Origin of the sequence: Streptomyces sp. NPDC091376 (assembly GCF_044757085.1) — a bacterium.
Taxonomy (GTDB): Bacteria; Actinomycetota; Actinomycetes; order Streptomycetales; family Streptomycetaceae; genus Streptomyces; species Streptomyces pratisoli.
In genome coordinates this window covers 81863-101891 of record NZ_JBIVUF010000016.1, presented here as the reverse complement: position 1 = coordinate 101891, position 20029 = coordinate 81863, and the positions used below count along the sequence as shown (strand labels likewise).

Genomic DNA, 20029 nt, shown 5'->3' with positions numbered 1-20029 from the left:
GGGGCGTTGTGCGGGGCAGCGCAAGGGGCGGGTGCCGGGGTGGAACGCCGGGGTGGAACGCCGGGGGTGAGCACCGCGGGCGAGCACCGTGGGATGAACGCGGAAGGACCGGGCGGGTGACCGATGAATTCCGGCCGCCGAAGTGGTCCTTGACATCATGAGGGAACCCATGGAGCAGCAACCCACCGTCGAACAGCGCCCCGAGCAGACCTACGTGGCCGTCAGAAGGTCGGTCCGGATGGACGCCTTCGGCGTCATCGCCGACCGCCTGCCCGAAATCTTCGGCTGGCTGGCCTCCCACGACACGACCCCGGCCGGACCCCCCTTCTTCCGCTTCCACACCGTCGACATGCAGGGCGAGTCGGAGGTCGAGGCAGGCGTCCCGGTCGATTCCCCGCCGGCCCCCGAGGGCGACATCGTGATCGGCACCCTCCCCGCGGGCCGCTACGCACGCCTGACGCATGCCGGTCACCCCGACAGGCTCTTCGGCGCCATCACCCGGCTGCGGGAATGGGCGGCGGAACAGGGCCTGGAGTGGGACCTGATCACGGACCGGGACGGCGTGGAGCACTGGGGCTGTCGCGTCGAGTCGTACCTCACGGACCCGCGCGTCGAGCCGGACATGAACAAATGGGAGACGGAACTCGCGTTTCGTCTGGCCGACCAATAGGTCTGGCGGACTGGCGGACTGGCGGACTGGCGGACTGGCGGACTGGCGGACTGGCGAGTGTTCTGACTTACCGTCACTCACGCAATGGGCGTGCCGAATTCCTGCAGGCCCACGGAATTCGATACCCACCCACTCGAAGCCGGTAGCCGCAACGTCGTTGCGCGGGACGGGAATTGCGCGTAAGCGACGCCGGGCTCGGCCGTGGCGTCCGGCAACCAGGCGGCACAAGGAGCGTCGGACGCCCCCGAGGGCCGGGCGGCGCATGCCCCGGTACTCACAGTGGGCGGCGGGCGGAAGCGGTGCCGGGCGGGGCGCGCCGCCTGCACTCCGGCGCAGAACCACTGGCCGGCGGTCCGACCTGCGCTGACTCGCATCGCCGGATCCGGCACCGAAGGCTGCCGCTTTCCGTGCCTTCTGTCCGTATTCAGGCGATTTACACCTGATCGCGGGGCCACGTGATGCGAAGCACATCCCGCTTTACCCCGCATTTATTCCTCTTGTGGCGCCAATCACAGAAATGCCCCTTGCCGCCGCCCCTCTCCATTCGGATGCTGAAAACCCGGCGGAAATCCCCATTCTCCGATTAACCGCCTTGCATGAGATCAACATCCACAGATTCATGTGAAAGGGCGGCATCATGCAGCTTTCTCTGCTCCCCAAGCAGGCCACCTCCAAGATCGCCAGGTGCCTCGCCGGCGGCCTCGCCACCGCCACGGTCCTGATCGGCGTGAGCACCGCCGTCGTACCGGCCCAGGCGTCGGCGGCCCCCTCCAGCACGCAGCGGATCGACGGCTGGATCAAGCACGCACTGCTGGTCATGAAGGCCAAGGGAATCCCGGGCAGCTACGACGGGATCCACCGGAATCTGATGCGCGAGTCGAGCGGTGACCTCTTCGCGATCAACCTGTGGGACTCGAATGCGCAGAAGGGCATTCCGTCCAAGGGCCTCATGCAGGTCATTGACCCCACATTTCGGACATACCACGTGGACGGTACCTCGTGGGACATTTATGACCCGATTGCGAACATCACGGCCGCATGCAATTACGCAGCCCAGCGCTACGGGTCCATCGACAACGTGAACGGCCCTTACTGACAGGCCGCTGATCGGGGCCTGTGATCGGGGCTTCCGATCGGCCACCGGTCAGCAACCGGTCGACCGCCCGCGCGTAGTCCGATTCGCCGGGGTCCAAGCGCCGGCAAGGTACGTCCATGGCCCTCCCCGAGGGCCATGGCTACGTTCCGGGCCATGCCGATCTCCCAGATCCGTACCAGGATCCGTACCAAGCCCGCGGCCATCGCCGTGACCGCACTCATGGCCACGTCGCTCACCGTGACCGGCCCGCTCCCGCACCCACGGCCGCCGCCCGTGAAAAGCCCCATGGAAACTCGGGCACCACCTACTACGTGGACTGCCTGCGCGGCAGCGACACGTCCTCGGGCACCAGCGCCGGCAGGCCCTGGCGGAGCCTGGCCAAGGCCTCGCGCACGTACGGGCCGGGTGACCGGCTGCTGCTGCGGCGCGGCACCAGCTGCACCGGCGTGCTCGCCCCCACCGGCTCCGGTACGGCCGCCCTCCCGATCTCCGTCGACGCGTACGGCAAGGGGGTCAAGCCGCGCATCGACGGCGCCGGGGCCCGGGCCGCCGTGCTGCATCCCAGCGGCGGCATCCTCTTCTCGGTCACGGGCTCGGCCGTGCCGACGCGCTTCGACGGCGTGCGGATCGAGGACTCCACCGTCCGCCACGTCGACCGCACCGGCATCGGCACCTCCACGACACCCAGGTCTACGGCAACACCGTCGTCACCGGTCAGCCGGGCACGGCGCTGATCTGCGTCCTCGTCGGCGCGGCGGAGGGCTCGCCGGTCAACGACTCCGTGAGCACCTACGAGAACAACCTGTACTGGCGCACCGCGCAGTCCCGCGACACCTCGGCGATCAACGCCGACCCCATGTTCGTCTCGGCGTCCCCGACCGCTCCGGCCGACGTACGGCTTCGCCCCGGATCCCCCGCGCTCGGCACGGGCCTGCCGATCGCCGACGGGGTCACCCGGGACTACTTCGGCCACCGGATCCCCACTCCGCCGAATCTTGGAGCGGACCAGGCGCGCAACGGCCGGTGAGTGGCGCGTCAGACGTCGAAGACGCGCGAGAGATGGGCGGACAGCTCGGGGGCGGCCACCGGGGTCAGGCGCGTGCCCAGGTAGCCGTCGGGGCGTACGACGAACGCTGCGGAGTCCGTGACACGGTAGGCGCGGCGGAACTCCTCGCGGGTGTCGCGGAAGACCGGCGGCCTCAGCCCGTACGCATCCGCATCCAGGTTCCCGGCTGCGTCTGCGTCCGTGACTGGGTCTGCGTCTGCGTCTGCGTCCGCCCGCAAGCCCAGGTCCGCTGCTTCGCTCATGTCCGCGCCCTCGGCCAGGACGACGCAGGTCCACATCCGTCCATCGCTCAGACGGTGTGCTGTGGAGGCGAGTTCGCCGAACGAGGCCACCGGCCCGTCCGTTCCCGCGTAGAGCAGCAGCACATGGCCACGGTCGCGGAACAGGTCGTACAGACGCAGCGGGTACGTGGCGACGCCGCCGGTGAGACCGCCGCAGTCGGGCGCCCGGTCACCGGCGTGGGGGCCCTCCTCGCCCGGGTTGCGCGGAGCGGCCGGGCCGACGATGGGGCTGTCGGGGTAGGCGACCAGCAGTTGGGCCTCCCGCAGCATGATGGTCGCGGGGTCGCCGGGGTCGGCCTGGACGCCCTCGGCGGCATGCCGGACGGTGCGTCCCACGACTTCCTCTCCGACGGGGCGTCGTTCGGCGTCGTAGCTGGCGAGCAGTCGGGGGTGCGCCCGGCCCGTTGAGGCGAGGGCCAGCTTCCAGGCCAGGTTGCAGGCGTCCTGGATACCGGTATTCATGCCTTGGGCACCGGTCGGCGGGTGGATGTGGGCGGCGTCGCCCGCGACGAAGACCCGGCCGTTCGCGTACCGGTTCACCAGGCGGTGGCTGATCCGGAAGACGGAGGACCAGCGCATGGCGGACGCGGTGGTGGGCTCGGGCGAGAGGCGGTCGAGGACCGCCTGGATGTGTTCGAGTCCCGGGGTCCGCCCGCGTTCCGGCTCCAGCCCGTGGGCGACGTCGTCCCGTTCGCCCGGCCGTCCCCGCGCGGACAGCTCGGGCGGAACCAGCATGGACATCCGGTAGCGGCGGTGTCCGGGCAGCGGGATGCAGACGAGCAGGTCGTCGACGGCCCCGTCCTCCCCGTGGTGCATGGCGCGTACTCCGTAGCCCTGGGGCAGGCTCCAGTCCACCTCGACGTCCGCGAGCATGTACTCGTCCGGGAACGCGTCGCCCTCGAAGGTGAGCCCGAGGGTCTTGCGGACGACGCTGTGCGCCCCGTCGCAGCCGATGAGGAAACGGGACCGGATCTCCTGCTCCTCACCGGACGACGTGGTGACGCGGCTGACGACGCCGTCGCCGTCCTGCACGAACGACACGAGTTCGGTGCCGCGCTCGATCCGGGTGCCGAAGCGGGCGAGGTGCTCCTCGATGATGCGCTCGGTCTCGTACTGGGGCAGGGCGGCGAAGCCGTACGGGACGTCCGGCGGAAGAGCGAGGTCGATCCGTGCCCCCTCGGCACCGTCCATGTACGTCAGCTGCCCGTGCATCGGCACGGCCGCCTCCAGCGCGGCCCGCACCATGCCCATCCGGTCCCAGATCTCCATGGTTCTGGGCTGGATCCCCACGGCTTTCGCGTACGGCAGCCGGGCGGGGAGCCGGTCGACGATGCGGCAGCCGGCGCCGTTCCGCCGCAGTTCCGCGGCCGCGGTCAGCCCGACAGGACCGGCGCCCACGACCAGTACGTCCAGCACCTGGTTGCGCACCATCGGGACCTCCCGCCACGAGACCGCCCGCGGCCGGACCGGACCGCCCCTCCATGCTCGCCCGGCCGTGCCGCTCCGGCGACTTCGGCCGCACGGCGCACCGACGGCCTCCGATCCACGTTCGCGCAGATCAGAGGCCGACGGCGGGTGCGACTACGCTCAGTAGTACAGGGACAGCCAGTCGGCCGCGCCCCAGTCCTCGCTCTCCTGGTCGTCGTCATCGTCATCGTCACTGTCGTCGCACCAGTCCGACGAGCAGTCGTCGTCGCTGGTGTGTGCGCTCGCGATCGCGCTGCCCGGGTACTGCGTGGCCGGTGCGGCGAACGCGCTGGAGGACATCGAGGCACCTCCCGCGGCCAGGGCGGTCACGGCGGCGAGCGCAAGAAGACGCTGGGTGCGGGTGCGGGTGCTTGTGCGGTTCATGGGAAGGCTCCTGATCGGGATGGAGTGAGGTCTGTCGAGCGAGTGGGCCGTACGACCTGCGTGAGCCCACGCCTCAATTCACCCCCGGGCGACCCAGGGCGTCACGCCACTGGATGTCGGGACTTGACAGCCCCGTACGGGAGCTGCGAAGCGCGTTGACAGCCCCGTACGGGAGCGCGAAACGCGTCAGTGCGGGGTGATCACCATCCGGAAGCGCGCGGCGCCGGCCATCATCTTCTGGTACGCCTCACCGGCCTGGGTCAGCGGAACGACCTCGACCGTCGGACGGATCCCGTGCAGGGCGCTGAACGCCATGGTGTCCTGCACGGCCTGCGCGGTGCCGGACGGGTGGCCGCGGACGACCCTGCCGCGCAGGATCAGCTGGGCCGGGCTGATGGCGAGCGGGTCGATGTCCACGCCGACCACGACCAGCTCGCCGCGGTGCGACAGCCCGTCGACGGTCGCCGCGATGGCGTCGGAGTTCGAAGCGGTGGCCATGACGACCTTGGCGCCGCCGAGGGACAGCAGCGCGTCCGCGACGGCGGTGCCCGCCGTGCTGTCGACGTAGTGGTGGGCGCCGAGTTGCTTGGCGAGGTCGGCCTTCTCGGCGCCGCGGGCGATGGCGACGGTCTCGAAGCCCATGGCGACCGCGTACCTCACCGCCAGGTGTCCGAGCCCGCCCAGGCCCAGTACCGCGACCAGGTCCCCCGGCAGGGCGGAACTGCGCCTCAGCCCGTCGAACGTGGTCACCCCCGCGCAGGCCATGGGCCCCGCGTCGGTCGCCGACAGCGAATCGGGGATCCGGGCCAGGGCGTCGGCCGGCACGACGACCGCGTCGGCGAACCCTCCGTCGTACGCCCACCCCGGAACCTTGAGGTTGTCGCACACGACGAAGTCGCCCTGCCTGCAGGGCGTGCAGTGGCCACAACTGCCGCCGAACCAGCCGACGGCCACTCGGTCGCCGACCTGCCAGCCCTTCTCCTGCGTGTACTCGCCCAGTACCTCGATACGCCCGGCGATCTCGTGGCCGGGAACCACCGGGAAGCGGACGCCCGGTAGCCCCGCGTCCACGAAGAAGGAATCGCTGTGGCAGACCCCGCAGGCGTCCACGGCGACCCGCACATGACCGGGGCCCGGCTGCGGCAACTCACGCTCGACGATCTCGAAGGGCCCACTGGCGGCGGCGACCTGCGCGACTCGATAAGTGCTCATCTGGATCTCTCCCGGCAAACGCGGGCAACGTCCCCTGCAGTCCAGCAGACCAGCTTCGGCTCCATCACGCGCGCCGAAGCATTGCCGGGATGGGCTACAGCGCCGCCGGCCACGCCGCGAGCCGCCGTCCGGATCATCGAGAAGCCTCCCGCCGCACCACGTCTGCGCAGTTCAACGAGGCTCCGGTGCCGCCCACCGGAGCCCGCTGGGCGGCACCGGAGCAGTACCGGAGCAGTACCGGCGCCGCTCGATCCCGGCGATCTCCGCGAGCGCCCGGGTGGTACGCGGGAACCCTGCGGGGAACCTGTGGCACCGAGCGTGTCCATGCCAGCCTTCTGCTAACTTCCTGACAGTTGTGACCTGGCCCGACCTCCCTGTCCGGAAAGCGTCGGGTCGGGTGAGCGAGAAACGGGGGAAGGGCCATGACCTCTCCGGAGGGCTACCGGGTCGGGCACAAGGGCATGTCGGGACAGGCCGGCGAACTGGACGGTTCCGGCGACGACGTGGGCAAGATACGTAAGGCCGTCGCCGGCACGATGTGCTGCACCCAGGACGCCCTCGGCGGCTCCGACACCGGGCCCGCGTTCAACGCGTTCGCGGCCGCCTGGGAGGCCGAGACCAAGGTCCTCGAAGCGGCCCTGCACCAACTCGCGGACAAGGTCCGCCTCTCCAGCCACGCGTACCGCGGTTCCGACGTCGACGTCCGTACGGGAGCCCGCGCCGTCTCCGTCGGCTCGGCGGCCGACCCGGCCGACGCCGGCGTCAGCACGATGCCGGCCCACGCCCAGCGCCCCTCCGCGCTGGCCGCCTACTGACGAGGTACGCGTCCATGACGGAATCCACGAACGACCGCAGGCAGAAGCTCGACGGCCTGCGCGGGCGCATCTCCTCGGCCGGCAGCAAGAACGACCTGATCGACGCGATCGAGGACGCCCTCGGCGTCTCGGCACCGGTCGGAGAACCGAAGGTGATCGAGGCCCTGGGCAAGCGCTACACCGGCCAGATCGACGAGGCCGACGCGGTGAGCGACCGGATCGACAAGATCGCCCGCAAGGGTCTTCCGACGGTCTGGGTCGGCGACACGAGCGTCCTCGCCTCCGACGTGGTGGGCGCCGCCTCCCGCGACGCCCGGCAGATGATCGAGGCGTTCCAGGGCGGCGGCAAGGCACTGATCGCGCTGTCCGACGCGCTGGAGAAGGCGCAGACCAAGGACGGCACCGGCCGCGGCAAGCTGCGCGACGCCCGCACCATGCTCGGCGGCAAGGACGGCTTCTTCGACGACTGGCACGAGGACGACGACGAGGAGGAACTCCGGCTGCGGGCCCGCTCGCTGGCCTCCCACGGCGTCGACGACCTGCACACGGCGGCCGTCGACGCCGATGACGCCGCCCGCGTCGCGGCCCGCGACCTCAACAAGTTCGCCGCCGAGGCCCGCGCCGGCCGGATGGACACCGACGAACTCACCGCCGCCGACCGCCTCGCCCTCGCCGACACCAGCAACGTCGGCGGCGACGCCGAACTGAACGAGATCCTCAGCGCCAACGACCTCGAACGCTCGGGCCGCGCCATGGAGAACCTCTCGCCCGCCGAACGGGCCCGTATGGAACGGCTCCTGGCGAACGCGTCGAGCCCGCAGGAGAAGGCGTACCTCATGAAGGCCCTCGCCGCGGGCTACGACGTCGGCGAGGTCGAGGAGTTCGGCGGGAAGATCCACGGCAAGGACTCGGCATGGCTCCAGGAGCACCTCGCACCGGTCACCACCGGCTCGTCCACGGGGCAGGAGGACCAGAAGTTCGGTGACGAGAAATGGTCCCAGGACGACGCGACCTGCGTCCCGTCCTCGACGGTGACCGCGCGTGCCCTGGTCGACCCTGTCTATGCCCTCGAACTCACCGGCGGACCCGACGGCCAGGACGACGACCCCGACCGCTTCCGCGAGCGCCTGCACGACGAGCAGTTCCGGATGAACGAGGAGGGGGACGGCGAGTACGACGGCTGGTGGTGGGACCGCCACCCGGCCGGCATGGACTCCGACGGGCAGGAGGAGATCTCGAACAACGAGATCGGGCCGCGCACCGGCGACAGGTACGACACGCAGGAGATGGACAGCGCGGACGACCGGCGCGGGGTCCTGCCGGACATCGAGAAGTCCGTGGCCGACGGGAAGCCGGTTCCGATCAACATCTCCGGCAAGGGAGACGACGGCGGCTGGGTCGGCCACAGCATGGTGATCGTCGGGCACGAGGACGGAAAGCTGCAGGTCTACAACCCCTGGGGCACCACCACGTGGGTGAGCGAGGACGACTTCATCAACGGCGACCTCAGCGCGGCCACCGACGACCGCTTCTCCAAGGCCAACAACGGCGATGTCAGCACCGTCTATATCGAACAGGACTGATGATGTCCATGCGATCCTCCCTGTGTACGGCGCCCGTGCTGGCCGCCCTGCTCCTCGTCCTCACCGGCTGCGGCGACTCCGCGTACGAGACCGACGAGCGGACCATCTCGGTCGAGAGCGGCGAGAAGTTCACGCTGGAGGTCCCGGCCGCCATGGAACTCGGCCAGAACTGGTACGTGGCGGACCCACGCCCGGACCCGGACGTCCTGGAGTACCGGGGCGACCGCGAACACACCGGCGATGTCAGCGACGGAGCCCAGTACTTCGACTTCACCGCGCTCTCACCCGGGAAGACGACCGTGAAGCTGCTCTTCTGCCCCTACGCCCGGTGTCACAGCGCCGGTGAGGTCACGGCGTCACCGGTCCCGACGGCCACGGGCACCCCGAAGAACTCGGACCAGGAAGCCGCCTACTACCTCTATACGATCACCGTCCGCTGAGCCGGACCGGAACGGAACGACGATGGTCCACGACCGCTCCCCACGCACCGACGACGAGGTGCTCGCCGCCACCGACATCGAGGCCCTGCTGCGCCACGGCCTCAGCCGCGACGCGTTGCGCACCGCGCTGTTCGGCGACGGTGCGATCGCCGCCGCCGTCACCCTCGACCGGCTCGGCGTGCTGCCGCGCTCGGTGACGTACATCGCGAAGATCGTCCGGGTCGGTGGCCTCGCGTACGCGGCCCGGCTCACCGAGCCCCTGCCGTCGGGTGCCGCGTCCGCGTGCCTGCGGGACTGGCTGGAGAGCGCCGCGCAGGTCGCAGGCACACCGGACGACGAGGCGCGCGCCGCACGCTGGCTGGAGACGGTCGCCTCACTCATCGGCCTGCGCCGCGGCAGCCGGGCCGCGACGTCGGGGACCGGTCCGGCCTGATCCGCACGCGACGGCTCCTTCGCAGGGCCGGACCACGAGATGAGGGCCGGACCACGAGATGGACGGGACGTCCGCGTTCTCCCGCGTGCTGCGGGGCATCGACGACAGTGGCCCGGGACCTGACCTGGTGCTGCGGCGATCCCTGATCCAGGTTTCCACAGATCAGGGGCCACTTCATCGCGTGGCGGCGCCAGGATTCGAACCTGGGTGGGCTAAGCCGACGGACCCGCCTCTCACCTGGAATGCGTCCACCAGCGCTCCCCCACGCGCACCTGTGGCCCAACAGCCGGCCCGGATCTTGCCCTGACAGCCACCACTCCCACCCGCTCAGGGGGCTTCGAGCCGACGTCTCCACCACGGATCCCGAGGCGACGCGAACGGGTCATTGAGCGTGCGGGCGAGGAAGCGCTCATCGAGCGGCTTGAGCAGCTCGCGGAGTTCACGCGCCGAACGCGTGGAGAGACTGGAGCACAGCTCTTCCAGGAACGCGCGGACGTCGGCGCCGGTGAATGGATCACAGCACTCGCAGCCGTCGCCCTCCGGCGCGGCATACATCACCCACGGCCCGGGTTTGTACGCCATGGCCCGCCATCGCACCAACGCTCGGTGCGCATCACCGGACCAGTACCGGCGCCCTTCGATCCGGGCAATCTCCGCAAGTGCCCGGCCGGAGAGCCCAGGTATCACCGCTCTGCTGTCCCACGGACGTGGGACTCGTGGCAGGCCCAGCCTGACCTGCGAGGGAGCCCTACGCGGCATAGGCCTTTCGTACGTCAGTCATGCGGCAATCATGCACCGCTCCGTGCTGCCTGCCCAGCCACTTTCCGCCGGCCGTCCCATCCGGGTGCCACGGGCTGAGGTGAACGGACGAGGCCTCGTGGGAACGATCGACCGCATGGCCAAGAGGCGAGGCACGACAGAGGGTCCCACGAAGCCCGTCGGCTGGAGGCCGCAGCGAATCGCCGCTCAACGCCTCGCGGAAGGCTGGGCTGGCCCCGCCGACGCTTCGGTCAGCGACGGAAGAGCCGGAAGCCATGGTCGCCGAAGCCATCCGCCAGAACTTCATCGCGACCTGCCCCAACCGGGCTCTCGACCAGACACCGCAGGTGCTGACCACGGAACTCGAATCGGTACTCCGCCGTGGCGGGAACAGACTGCTCGAGCTGGGCTCAGCTCACACACTGCAGTGGCGAAGGTCAATGCTCTGGCCGCGACTCCACCTGCCCAGAAGCCAGGGATCGGCGCCGCGCTGCTTCGACGGTGCGGCCAGGTTCCGCCCGCCCGCATTCGATGCTGAGGCATACCAGCAGCGCAACACCGTCGAGCGATGCATCAACCGGCGCAAGCGGCGAGCGCGCTACCGCAGGTCTGTGCTCGGTTGGCGACGCCAGTCCCATTCCGGGTGATGGTCCAACATCGCGAGAAAGTCCTTCGCCGGCAGGATTTCGAAGTGGTTGGTGTCGATGAGACCGTCGAAGCCATCGAGAACGCAACGAAGGAAAGTCCGGGCCGCGTTCATGGACTCGCACGAGACATAGACCCCGTACGGCGCACCGATCCGGTTCGTCACCTGCTCGAGGTCGTCCGGCTCGTAGTCCGCCAGGATCCTGCCCGAGAGATCTAGGTAGTACGAGTACCCGTGCCAGTGGAGCCGTTCGTCGCCGGTCGCAGAATCCGGCACGAGCTCAAAGGAACGGATACGTCCTTCAAGCGAAGGGCGTTGCTCCGCGGAGGCAAGAATGATCACAGACGGCCAGGACACGCGTTCACCTCCGCAGCGACATTATCCGAGTAGCCCCTCGGCCAGAGCAGGTTGCACCGCGCACGTCCAAAGCCGCAGCGCGTTGGAGATCACCACCACCGGGCTCAGGTGCGCCCAACCCCTCGCCGAACCCTGGACCGCGCATCACCCGCACGCGCTGGTCAGCGCCCAGATCCGAGCGGAACGAAGTCAGGCAGGCCACCTGTCTTCGATTCCGATCGAGAGATTGCCCCGGAGCAACGAGAAGACCCCAGCTGACCTGCGTCTCTTCAGGTCAACGGGGGCCTCGCATCGCCTGGCGGCGCCAGGATTCGAACCTGGGTGGGCTACCGCGACGGATTCACAGTCTTCTGCCGTTCAGCCTCGGCGCTCCCGTTGACCTGCGGCGTAAGCCTGACGCCATCAGGCCGCGCGGCCGTCCACATGCCGTCCAGATCGTGCTCTCAGGCCTTCGAAACGACAGCTGCCGATCTCCGCCCCACGAAGCCACGGGCCGTTCTCAGGATCGGACTCGCGAGCCTGCCAGTCGGCGCCCATGCTGGGTAATAGGGCGCCCCTGGCTTCAGGAACTGGTCGTCCTAAAGTGGGGACCGGACCGGGGGTGCCGGAGTGGAGTGATCCATGTTCATACGACGACTGATCGGCCTCACTCTTGCCACAGCAACTCTCGTCGGCATGAGCGCCATTGGAGCTTCCGCCGCCCAAGCAGCGGCGTCCCCAGCCATCACGGCCGAAGAATGCACAGCGCAGGGCGGAACGGTTAAGAACATCCCGTACGGCGGCACTGTGTGCTCGCTCCCCGACGGAAGCACGGCCAAGATCACCTGACGGTGCGTTCTCCCTCTCAACCGCAGCTGCGGGGCCCTTGGCCGGCGCGGTCGATGTCTCGGGCGACACGATGCCCTCTCTTCCTGGATGACTTCCGGAGGGCAGATGCACCGCAATCGATGGATTCCCTGATGGGCTGCAGCACCCGGGTGTTACGCCGCCTGTGACCGGACACCCCGGACAGACCAGGATTGGGCCGTCCGGGGTGTGACCAGCGACAACTCCCACGCCTGCGGCAGCGATTGCCTCCGCCGCCCCCACTGTCGGCAGCTCTCTGAGTACCGCGACTGCCCTGACCGGCGTGCCCGACGGGTTGGCACAGTCCCTGCGACTCTCCTGGCTACGCTCACGCGTGAGCGCCCCGCGGCGGGTGGCTGCGGGGCGCCTTGCGGGGTTCAGTCGATCTGCTGCCCGTCGTACGTACCGCCCTTGCAGAGGTTGTCCGCCAGATCAGCCGTTCCGCCGCCCTGCCTGCACTCAGAAGGGCTGACGGCGGACGGGGCGCCCTGTGCGGCGGCGGTGGCGGCGGTGGCGGCGCCTGTGAGGCCGAGTCCGGCGAGGGCTGCCGTGGCGAAGGCGGCGGCGAGGAGTCGACGAATGCGCATTTGGTTCCCCTTTCACGGATTGCCACAGTTGGGGCACTAATCAGCTTATCTTCACCCATGTGGGCACGTCCTGTTGCGCCGTTCGCGTGACAGTGAGGTCGAGTACGGGGTCGGTGACGCGACCCGTCGGACAGGCCGTGGGCGGCTTGCTTTCCGGTAGCTGCCGTACGACGGCTTGAGGGCCGATGCTCGCCCGATGCCGCCCGGCAGGATGTGAGCCATAACGGCGCTTCCGACGAAGAGTTGAGCCAAGGGAAGGACGCCGGGCCAAGCGGGCCCGCGGGCAGGCCGACGGCATTCTCCACGTCACCGGTCGCGATGTGAACGAAGCGGAGTACGCGCTCCAGTTCCAGGAAGCCTCCGGTGCTTGGCATTTGCTGGACGGCCCGGTATCGGACCACCCCATCGGCGACAACCGCGCCGCGATCCTCCGGCACGTCCGGGCCAACCCCGGCGCCAAGCCCGAGGACATCGCCGAAGCCCTGCCGCCGGTCAACGTGGCCACCATCCGCCGCACTTGCTCCCCCATGGCCGCCGACGGACAGCTCACCAAGGACGCGAGCGCGCGCTACTTCCCGGACACGAGACCCGGACACAGGCCAACCAGGAGGTGTCCGAGCTGTCCGGGCTATCCGGCTCCGCAACTCACGAGAAGGAGGGCGCCCGATGACAACCCCTGCCCGCCGCCGTTGACCCCCCGATCACCGATCACCGATCACCGATCACCGATCACCGATCACCGATCACCGAGAAGTCATATTCGGCGCGGTACGGCTCCGTCCTGCCAGCGGTAGAGGTCGCGCAGCAGGGAAATCGCGGCGCCGTGATGGATCAGCTCCCTGTTGACGTGCTGGACGATGACCTCCATGGGAATCCGCTCGGGACCCACCGCAGGCGGATTCTCCAGGTCGGCGTCCGAGAGTTCGCGGACCCCGCGTTCCATCTCCCGTACATCTCATCGAGCTGTTTCAGCGCCTCGTCAGCGGTCCCCGCGTAGGCGAACGTCTGGGAGTCGACGTCCTGGCCGCCGAAGTGCCATCCGACCCGATAGCCCAGGCACGAGACGATGATGTGCGCCAGCCGCCAGGCAATCGTGGTCACCGGCGCCGGCACCGGGTCAGGGGACGCGAAGTCCATCGTCCACTGCCCCGAACCTGCGGACATCGGTGCGGCCGACCTGCCACGTGGGCGGATGCTCCAGCAGCCGCGCACCGGCTCCCAGAAGTACTCGTCATCGGCAAGACCGTCCAGCCGCGGCCGCAGGTTCTTTCGCCAGTGCCGGTCCAACTGCTCCGCGAGCCGCTCGCTTCTGGTCATTTGCGCACCCTGCAGACCACGGAGTCCTGGCTGCGGGCCTCGCAGACACCGTCGCCGGCCGTGGGCCGCGGGCACGTACCGCAGCGGGAGATGCGCGACCCGGACAAGGAGCTGTCCGTCCGCGAGCTTGCCGTCGGCCGGGCGCCCTGAGATCTCGTCCACGTGTCGTCCAGAGACGCTGGTAGAGAGCAGGATTCAGTGAGACAGGTCGAGACGGCCATGCCCTGAGCGCAGACGCAGCAGAACGGCCCCTGATCCGCGTTTCCGCAGATCAGGGGCCGTTCTCATCGCGTGGCGGCGCCAGGATTCGAACCTGGGTAGGCTAAGCCGACGGATTTACAGTCCGCTCCCATTGGCCACTCGGGCACACCGCCATGGGATGTCGCACTGGAGGTCCGCTGTTCGGCGGTGCTCCGTGGCAACGACGTAAACGATACCTGATCCGTGGGGGTGCTCCGCCACCGGATTGATCAGGGCTCGGGCGGGTGCGGGTGGCTAGGCTTTGCGGTGGCGGTCCGGGTTGCCCGGCCGTACGTCTACGCCCCCGATACAAGGAGCCACAGCACATGGCCGACTCCAGTTTCGACATCGTCTCGAAGGTCGAGCGGCAGGAGGTCGACAACGCCCTCAACCAGGCCGCCAAGGAGATCTCGCAGCGCTACGACTTCAAGGGCACCGGCGCGACCATCGAGTGGTCCGGCGACAAGATCCTTATGCAGGCGAGCGGTGAGGAGCGGGTCAAGGCGATTCTCGACATCTTCCAGTCCAAGCTGATCAAGCGTGGTATCTCGCTGAAGTCCCTGGACGCGGGTGAGCCGCAGCTCTCCGGCAAGGAGTACAAGATCTTCGCCTCGATCGAGGAGGGCATCTCCCAGGAGAACGCCAAGAAGGTCGCCAAGGCCATCCGTGACGAGGGCCCGAAGGGCGTCAAGGCACAGGTCCAGGGCGACGAGCTGCGCGTCAGCTCGAAGAGCCGTGACGACCTGCAGGCCGTCATCTCGCTGCTGAAGGGCAAGGACTTCGACTTCGCCCTGCAGTTCGTGAACTACCGCTGAGTTGCCCGACCGGCGGATCCGGGCCTTCGGGGGTGGTGCGGTGCGGTCGCTCCGCCCCCGCCTCGCGTTCCGGCCGCGATGTCCGAATACCGCCAGCCAGCGCCGGGTGCGCGGCCCAGACTCGTTGGTGCAAGGCCGTACGAGGAGAGGAAAGAGCCATGACGGTGTACGCGACGGTCGACAGCCCGCTCGGTGAGCTGCTGCTGGTCGGCGAGGTGTCCGCGAGCGCCGTGGGTGGTACCGCGCTCGTCTCGCTGTCTCTGCCCGGCCAGAAGGGCGCGGCCGAGATCCAGGACGACTGGCGGTGCGACCCGGGGGCATTCGAGGAGATCGCCGGGCAGCTGCGGGGGTACTTCGCGGGGGAGCTGACGCACTTCGCGATCGAGTACGCGCCGGGTGCCGGCACGGACTTCCAGCGTCGCGTCTGGCGGGCGGTGGAGGAGATTCCGTACGGGCAGACGGCGACCTACGGCCAGATCGCCGAGCGGGTCGGGGCCGCGGGTGCAGGTGTGCGGGCCGTGGGGACCGCGATCGGGCGCAATCCGCTGCTGGTCGTACGGCCGTGCCACCGGGTGATCGGCGCCGATGGCGCGCTGCGCGGCTACGCGGGCGGGGTGGAGCGCAAGGAGCGGCTCCTCGGGCTGGAAGGCGCGCTGGTGTCGTGACGTCCGGGCTGTTCCCGCGCGAGCGGGCCGTGGTGGCACCCGGGGCGGTGCACGTCCCCGGGTGGTTGCCGGCGGCCCGGCAGCGCGAACTGGTCGAGGCGTGCCGGGATTGGGCCCGCGGGCCCGTGCCGCTGCGCCGCACCAGGCTGCCGCGCGGTGGGGTGATGTCCGTGCAGACGGTGTGCGTGGGCTGGCACTGGCAGCCGTATCGGTATACGCGTACGGCCGATGACGTGAACGGCGCGAGGGTCGCCGGGTTCCCGGACTGGCTGGTGGAGTTGGGGCGCGAGGCGCTGGCCGGAGCGTACGGGGACGACGCGGCGGGCCGCGCCGCGTCGGAGGCGTACGCGCCGGACACCGCGCTGGTCAATTTCTATGACGGCGACGCGAAGATGGGCATGCACCAGGACAAGGACGAGAGGTCCGGCGCCCCGGTGGTGTCGCTGAGCATCGGCGACACCTGTGTCTTCCGCTTCGGGAACACGGAGGGCCGCGGGCGGCCCTGGACGGATGTCGAGTTGGGGTCGGGGGACCTGTTCGTCTTCGGCGGCGCGTCCCGGTTCGCGTACCACGGGGTGCCCAAGGTGTATCCGGGCACGGCCGATCCTGCGCTGGGCCTGACCGGCCGGCTGAACCTCACCCTGCGGGAGACCGGGCTCCCCGGCTGACCTCGGGACCTAGCGGGAACGCGAGTGGCCGAACAGGATCCGGTAGGCGATCAGCAGCACGAGCGCGCCGCCGATGGCGGACACCCATGTGGCGCCGTCGTAGAAGTCCTTGGCGATCGGCCGGTCCAGGAAGCGGGTCGATATCCAGCCGCCGACGAAGGCGCCCGCGATGCCGATGAGGGTGGTGCCTATGAAGCCCCCCGGGTCGCGCCCCGGCAGCAGGATCTTGGCGACGATCCCGGCGAGCAGCCCCAGGACGATCCAGCTGATGATGCCCATGCCATGACCTGCCTTTCTTCTGTTCGTGCACGTTCCTCGTGCGGTGTTGTCCTCTCAGACGACGTGCGTACCGAGTGCGGTTGCGGCGATCAGTAGGGTGCGGTCCATGACACAGGAGCTGCGACGGTCGCTCGGCGTGTTCGACGCGGTCGTCATCGGGCTGGGTTCGATGGTCGGCGCCGGGGTCTTCGTCGCGCTGGCCCCCGCGGCCGCGGCGGCCGGTTCCGGGAGGCTGCTGCTTCTGGGGCTGGGGCTGGCCGCGGTGGTGGCGTACTGCAACGCGATGGCGTCGGCACGGCTCGCGGCCCGGTACCCCGCGTCGGGCGGGACGTACGTCTACGGGCGGGAGAGGCTCGGCCCGTTCTGGGGTTATCTGGCGGGCTGGGCGTTCGTCGTCGGCAAGACCGCGTCGTGCGCGGCGATGGCGCTGACCGTCGGCGCGTACGTGTGGCCGGAGCAGGCGCACGCCGTGGCGGTCGCCGCCGTGGTCGCGCTGACCGCCGTGAACTACGGGGGAGTTCAGAAGTCGGCGTGGCTGACCCGGGCGATCGTGGCGGTCGTGCTGGCGGTCCTCACGGCGGTGGTGGTCTCCTCTCTCACGTCGGCGTCCGCGGATCTGGGCAGGCTCGGGTCGGAGGGCCCCGGCGGCGGCGCGGGAGGTGTCCTTCAGGCGGCCGGGCTGCTGTTCTTCGCCTTCGCCGGGTACGCGCGGATCGCCACGCTCGGCGAGGAGGTGCGGGACCCGGCCCGGACCATTCCGCGGGCGATTCCGATGGCACTCGGGATCACGCTGGTCGTGTACGTATGTGTCGCGTTGGCGGTCCTTTCCGTGCTGGGCGTGGCAGAGCTGGGCCGGGCGACGGCTCCGCTGGCGGATGCCGCCCGGGCGGCGGGCGCGGACTGGCTGGCCCCTGTGGTGCGGGTCGGGGCGGCGGTGGCCGCGCTCGGCTCGCTGCTGGCGCTGATCCTCGGTGTCTCACGGACGACGCTGGCGATGGCCCGGGACGGCCACCTCCCACGCACGCTCGCGGCCGTCCATCCCCGCTTCCAGGTCCCGCACCACGCGGAGCTCGCGGTGGGGCTGGTGGTGGCCGTCGTGGCGGCGACGGTCGATGTGCGGGGAGCGATCGGCTTCTCGTCGTTCGGTGTGCTCGTGTACTACGCAATTGCCAACGCCTCGGCATGGACGCTGAGTTCCCGATGGCGTGTGCCGGCCGCGTGTGGTCTCGCGGGTTGCCTGGTGCTGGCGTTCGCCCTGCCGCTGTCCTCGGTCCTTGCGGGCGCCGCGGTGCTGGCGGTGGGGGCCGCGGCGTACGCGGTGCGGGCGGGATCGCGGGAGCGCGGCGGCCGTCAGGGCCACGGCTGACAGGCGGCCGCGGCCGGCCACCGGCGGTACCGCCCGGCCGCCCGGCCGCCCGGCGCCTCCTACCGCTCAGCGCCGCTACCGCTACGCCGCTCCGCCGCTCCGCCGCTCAGTACCGGGCCGTGAACGGCTGGTCCGTCGACACGATCTCCTTGCCCAGCGGCAGCAGTGAGACCGGGATCAGCTTGAAGTTCGCGATGCCCAGCGGGATGCCGATGATCGTGATGCAGAGGGCGATGCCCGTGACGACATGGCCGAGGGCCAGCCACCAGCCCGCCAGGACCAGCCACAGCACGTTGCCGACGCAGGACGGCGCACCTGAGTCCCTGCGGTCCACCACCGTGTAGCCGAACGGCCAGAGCGCGTAGACGCCGATGCGGAACGCGGCCAGGCCGAAGGGGATGCCGATGATCGTGATGCACAGCAGCACACCGGCCAGCAGATAGCCGAGGAACATCCAGAAACCGCACAGGACGAGCCATATGACGTTCAGGATTGTCTTCATGGACGGTGACCTGCCATCTGTTCGAGGCGGGCGATGCGCTCCGCCATCGGTGGGTGCGTGGAGAACATCTTGGACAGGCCCTGGCCGGGGCGGAAGGGATTCGCGATCATCATGTGGCTCGCCGTCTCGATCTTCGGCTCGGGCGGCAGCGGCAGCTGCTTGGTCCCCGCGTCGAGCTTGCGCAGGGCACTGGCGAGGGCGAGCGGGTCTCCGGTGAGCCTGGCTCCCGACGCGTCGGCCTCGTACTCCCGGGAGCGGCTGATGGCGAGCTGGATGACGGACGCCGCGAGCGGGCCCAGAATCATGATCAGGAGCATGCCGAGAATGCCGGGGCCGTCATCGTCGTCCGAGCGGCCTATGGGGATCAGCCAGGCGAAGTTGACCAGGAACATGATGACCGAGGCGAGGGCGCCGGCCACGGACGAGATGAGGATGTCCCGGTTGTAGACGTGGCTCAGCTCATGGCCGATGACTCCGCGCAGCTCCCGCTCGTCGAGGATCCGCAGGATCCCTTCGGTGCAGCAGACCGCCGCGTTGCGCGGATTACGTCCCGTGGCGAACGCGTTCGGCGCCTGGGTCGGGGAGATGTACAGCCGGGGCATCGGCTGACGCGCCTGGGTGGAGAGCTCCCTGACCATCCGGTAGAGGGCAGGTGCCTCGAACTCGCTGACGGGGCGGGCGCGCATGGCGCGCAGGGCCAGCTTGTCGCTGTTCCAGTACGCGTAAGCATTCGTCCCCAGGGCCACGAGACCGGCGATGATCAGGCCCATACGGCCGAACAGACTGCCGATGACGATGATGAGGGCTGACAGTCCCCCGAGGAGAACGGCAGTCCTCAGTCCGTTGTGCCGGCGGTGCACGGTACGCCCTCCAGGTGGTGCGGCAGGGGAACCCTCTGCTGGTCGTGGTCCGCTCTCCAGTGGACCCTCCCGTACTGGTCAACGCCAGGCGGGAGCCGCGGGTTCCCCCGCCCTCACGGGCGGGGGCGTCGGCACCGTTGGGCCGTTCGGGTGAATCAGCGCGGGGCCGGGAGCAGCCCGGCCTTCTCCAGTGCCTCCGGAAGGGGCTCCACCTCACTGGTGCAGTGCGCGCAGCGGCTGGCGATCGCGGGGATCTCCGTGTAGCAGCGGGGGCAGTCGCGGACGGCCGCCTTGACACTGACCGGCTCGTCCTTGGTGAAGCGGTTCTGCACCTTCATCATCGGGACGACGACGCAGAAGTAGAGCACCCCCGCGGTGATCACGAAGGCGATCGCGGCACTGATGAAGAGGCCGTAGGGGAACTTCACGCCCTCCGCGGAGAACGTGGCCTTGCTGAAGTCACCGGTGCCGCGGGTGGCGAGGCCGATGAGCGGGGTGATGAAGGCGTTGCTGAATCCCGTGACGACCGCGGTGAAGGCGGAGCCGACGGCGAGACCGATCGCCATCGTGATCACGTTTCCGCGGAGAATGAAGTCCTTGAACCCGCTCAGCACGGCTGGATCTCCTCAGTTTTTCTGATGTGCAGATGCGCGGAACACCGTGCCCCGTAGGGGC

General features: G+C 69.6%; 23 protein-coding genes, 1 tRNA gene and 1 pseudogene. 13 read left to right on the top strand and 12 right to left on the bottom strand.

Annotated elements, in window-relative coordinates:
• The first annotated feature begins 169 nt into the window (after positions 1-169).
• The 4 genes from ACIQMR_RS29315 (at position 170) to ACIQMR_RS29300 (ending at position 2793) form a co-directional block, all read left to right on the top strand.
• Positions 170-670 carry a GyrI-like domain-containing protein gene (locus ACIQMR_RS29315; RefSeq protein ID WP_401393490.1) on the top strand — a complete coding sequence of 167 codons (501 nt, stop codon included), beginning with the start codon at positions 170-172 and terminating at the stop codon, positions 668-670.
• Between the two features lie 637 nt (positions 671-1307).
• Positions 1308-1766, top strand: coding sequence for a transglycosylase SLT domain-containing protein (locus ACIQMR_RS29310; RefSeq protein WP_401393487.1), 459 nt, complete (start codon positions 1308-1310; stop codon positions 1764-1766).
• Between the two features lie 116 nt (positions 1767-1882).
• Positions 1883-2500, top strand: coding sequence for a hypothetical protein (locus ACIQMR_RS29305; protein ID WP_401393485.1), 618 nt, complete (start codon positions 1883-1885; stop codon positions 2498-2500).
• Positions 2501-2547: 47 nt separating this feature from the next.
• Positions 2548-2793 (top strand): hypothetical protein, encoded by a 246-nt coding sequence (locus ACIQMR_RS29300; protein ID WP_401393483.1) that lies wholly within the window; start codon positions 2548-2550, stop codon positions 2791-2793.
• 8 nt (positions 2794-2801) lie between these two features.
• Here the strand turns inward: ACIQMR_RS29300 and ACIQMR_RS29295 are convergent, their stop codons facing one another.
• From ACIQMR_RS29295 to ACIQMR_RS29285, 3 genes are all read right to left on the bottom strand, one after another.
• The gene (locus tag ACIQMR_RS29295; protein ID WP_401393481.1) at positions 2802-4544 is read right to left on the bottom strand and encodes an FAD-dependent monooxygenase; all 1743 of its coding nucleotides are present in this window, start codon (positions 4542-4544) and stop codon (positions 2802-2804) included.
• A gap of 156 nt (positions 4545-4700) precedes the next feature.
• Positions 4701-4964, bottom strand: a complete 264-nt coding sequence (locus tag ACIQMR_RS29290; RefSeq protein ID WP_401393480.1) for a hypothetical protein — start codon at positions 4962-4964, stop codon at positions 4701-4703.
• Positions 4965-5150: 186 nt separating this feature from the next.
• Complete coding sequence (locus ACIQMR_RS29285) at positions 5151-6176, bottom strand: alcohol dehydrogenase catalytic domain-containing protein (protein WP_401393478.1); 1026 nt, start codon at positions 6174-6176, stop codon at positions 5151-5153.
• 422 nt (positions 6177-6598) lie between these two features.
• Here ACIQMR_RS29285 and ACIQMR_RS29280 point away from each other — a divergent pair, with 422 nt between their 5' ends.
• Genes ACIQMR_RS29280 through ACIQMR_RS29265 form a run of 4 tightly spaced genes read left to right on the top strand, consistent with a single transcriptional unit; the run spans position 6599 to position 9447 of the window.
• On the top strand, positions 6599-6991 hold the full coding sequence (locus ACIQMR_RS29280) for a hypothetical protein (RefSeq protein WP_401393476.1): 393 nt from the start codon (positions 6599-6601) through the stop codon (positions 6989-6991).
• Positions 6992-7005: 14 nt separating this feature from the next.
• Complete coding sequence (locus ACIQMR_RS29275; RefSeq protein ID WP_401393474.1) at positions 7006-8574, top strand: peptidoglycan-binding protein; 1569 nt, start codon at positions 7006-7008, stop codon at positions 8572-8574.
• Between the two features lie 8 nt (positions 8575-8582).
• Complete coding sequence (locus ACIQMR_RS29270) at positions 8583-9014, top strand: hypothetical protein (protein ID WP_401393472.1); 432 nt, start codon at positions 8583-8585, stop codon at positions 9012-9014.
• 22 nt (positions 9015-9036) lie between these two features.
• Complete coding sequence (locus tag ACIQMR_RS29265) at positions 9037-9447, top strand: hypothetical protein (protein WP_401393469.1); 411 nt, start codon at positions 9037-9039, stop codon at positions 9445-9447.
• Positions 9448-9774: 327 nt separating this feature from the next.
• Here the strand turns inward: ACIQMR_RS29265 and ACIQMR_RS29260 are convergent, their stop codons facing one another.
• From ACIQMR_RS29260 to ACIQMR_RS29245, 4 genes and pseudogenes are all read right to left on the bottom strand, one after another.
• On the bottom strand, positions 9775-10029 hold the full coding sequence (locus ACIQMR_RS29260; RefSeq protein WP_401393466.1) for a hypothetical protein: 255 nt from the start codon (positions 10027-10029) through the stop codon (positions 9775-9777).
• Between the two features lie 775 nt (positions 10030-10804).
• Positions 10805-11209 carry a hypothetical protein gene (locus ACIQMR_RS29255; RefSeq protein WP_401393463.1) on the bottom strand — a complete coding sequence of 135 codons (405 nt, stop codon included), beginning with the start codon at positions 11207-11209 and terminating at the stop codon, positions 10805-10807.
• Positions 11210-12432: 1223 nt separating this feature from the next.
• Positions 12433-12642, bottom strand: a complete 210-nt coding sequence (locus ACIQMR_RS29250; RefSeq protein WP_401393460.1) for a hypothetical protein — start codon at positions 12640-12642, stop codon at positions 12433-12435.
• A gap of 754 nt (positions 12643-13396) precedes the next feature.
• Positions 13397-13959, bottom strand: a pseudogene (locus ACIQMR_RS29245) (DinB family protein).
• Between ACIQMR_RS29245 and ACIQMR_RS29240 the strand changes: the two are divergent.
• Positions 13918-14109 carry a hypothetical protein gene (locus ACIQMR_RS29240; RefSeq protein ID WP_401393676.1) on the top strand — a complete coding sequence of 64 codons (192 nt, stop codon included), beginning with the start codon at positions 13918-13920 and terminating at the stop codon, positions 14107-14109. The pseudogene ACIQMR_RS29245 and the gene ACIQMR_RS29240 sit on opposite strands and share 42 nt — an antisense overlap.
• 142 nt (positions 14110-14251) lie before the next feature.
• On the opposite strand, the gene ACIQMR_RS29235 is transcribed toward ACIQMR_RS29240, so the two are convergent.
• Positions 14252-14333, bottom strand: a tRNA-Tyr gene (locus tag ACIQMR_RS29235).
• A gap of 192 nt (positions 14334-14525) precedes the next feature.
• Between ACIQMR_RS29235 and ACIQMR_RS29230 the strand changes: the two genes are divergently transcribed.
• The 3 genes from ACIQMR_RS29230 (at position 14526) to ACIQMR_RS29220 (ending at position 16347) form a co-directional block, all read left to right on the top strand.
• Positions 14526-15014, top strand: a complete 489-nt coding sequence (locus tag ACIQMR_RS29230) for a YajQ family cyclic di-GMP-binding protein (protein WP_401393458.1) — start codon at positions 14526-14528, stop codon at positions 15012-15014.
• Positions 15015-15172: 158 nt separating this feature from the next.
• Positions 15173-15679 (top strand): methylated-DNA--[protein]-cysteine S-methyltransferase, encoded by a 507-nt coding sequence (locus ACIQMR_RS29225; protein WP_401393455.1) that lies wholly within the window; start codon positions 15173-15175, stop codon positions 15677-15679.
• Positions 15676-16347: an alpha-ketoglutarate-dependent dioxygenase AlkB family protein gene (locus ACIQMR_RS29220; protein WP_401393453.1), complete on the top strand. Its 672-nt coding sequence runs from the start codon at positions 15676-15678 to the stop codon at positions 16345-16347. The genes ACIQMR_RS29225 and ACIQMR_RS29220 overlap by 4 nt, the downstream gene beginning before the upstream one ends.
• A 9-nt stretch (positions 16348-16356) precedes the next feature.
• On the opposite strand, the gene ACIQMR_RS29215 is transcribed toward ACIQMR_RS29220, so the two are convergent.
• Positions 16357-16626, bottom strand: a complete 270-nt coding sequence (locus ACIQMR_RS29215; RefSeq protein ID WP_266381467.1) for a GlsB/YeaQ/YmgE family stress response membrane protein — start codon at positions 16624-16626, stop codon at positions 16357-16359.
• Between the two features lie 106 nt (positions 16627-16732).
• Here ACIQMR_RS29215 and ACIQMR_RS29210 point away from each other — a divergent pair, with 106 nt between their 5' ends.
• Positions 16733-17992 carry an APC family permease gene (locus tag ACIQMR_RS29210; protein WP_401393450.1) on the top strand — a complete coding sequence of 420 codons (1260 nt, stop codon included), beginning with the start codon at positions 16733-16735 and terminating at the stop codon, positions 17990-17992.
• A gap of 106 nt (positions 17993-18098) precedes the next feature.
• Here ACIQMR_RS29210 and ACIQMR_RS29205 read toward each other — a convergent pair whose 3' ends face one another.
• From ACIQMR_RS29205 to ACIQMR_RS29195, 3 genes are all read right to left on the bottom strand, one after another.
• Positions 18099-18494 (bottom strand): YccF domain-containing protein, encoded by a 396-nt coding sequence (locus tag ACIQMR_RS29205; protein WP_401393447.1) that lies wholly within the window; start codon positions 18492-18494, stop codon positions 18099-18101.
• Positions 18491-19354 carry a zinc metalloprotease HtpX gene (gene htpX / locus ACIQMR_RS29200; RefSeq protein WP_401393444.1) on the bottom strand — a complete coding sequence of 288 codons (864 nt, stop codon included), beginning with the start codon at positions 19352-19354 and terminating at the stop codon, positions 18491-18493. Before htpX ends, ACIQMR_RS29205 begins: the two co-directional genes overlap by 4 nt.
• A 155-nt stretch (positions 19355-19509) precedes the next feature.
• Complete coding sequence (locus tag ACIQMR_RS29195; RefSeq protein ID WP_401393441.1) at positions 19510-19968, bottom strand: MscL family protein; 459 nt, start codon at positions 19966-19968, stop codon at positions 19510-19512.
• Positions 19969-20029: the final 61 nt, after the last annotated feature.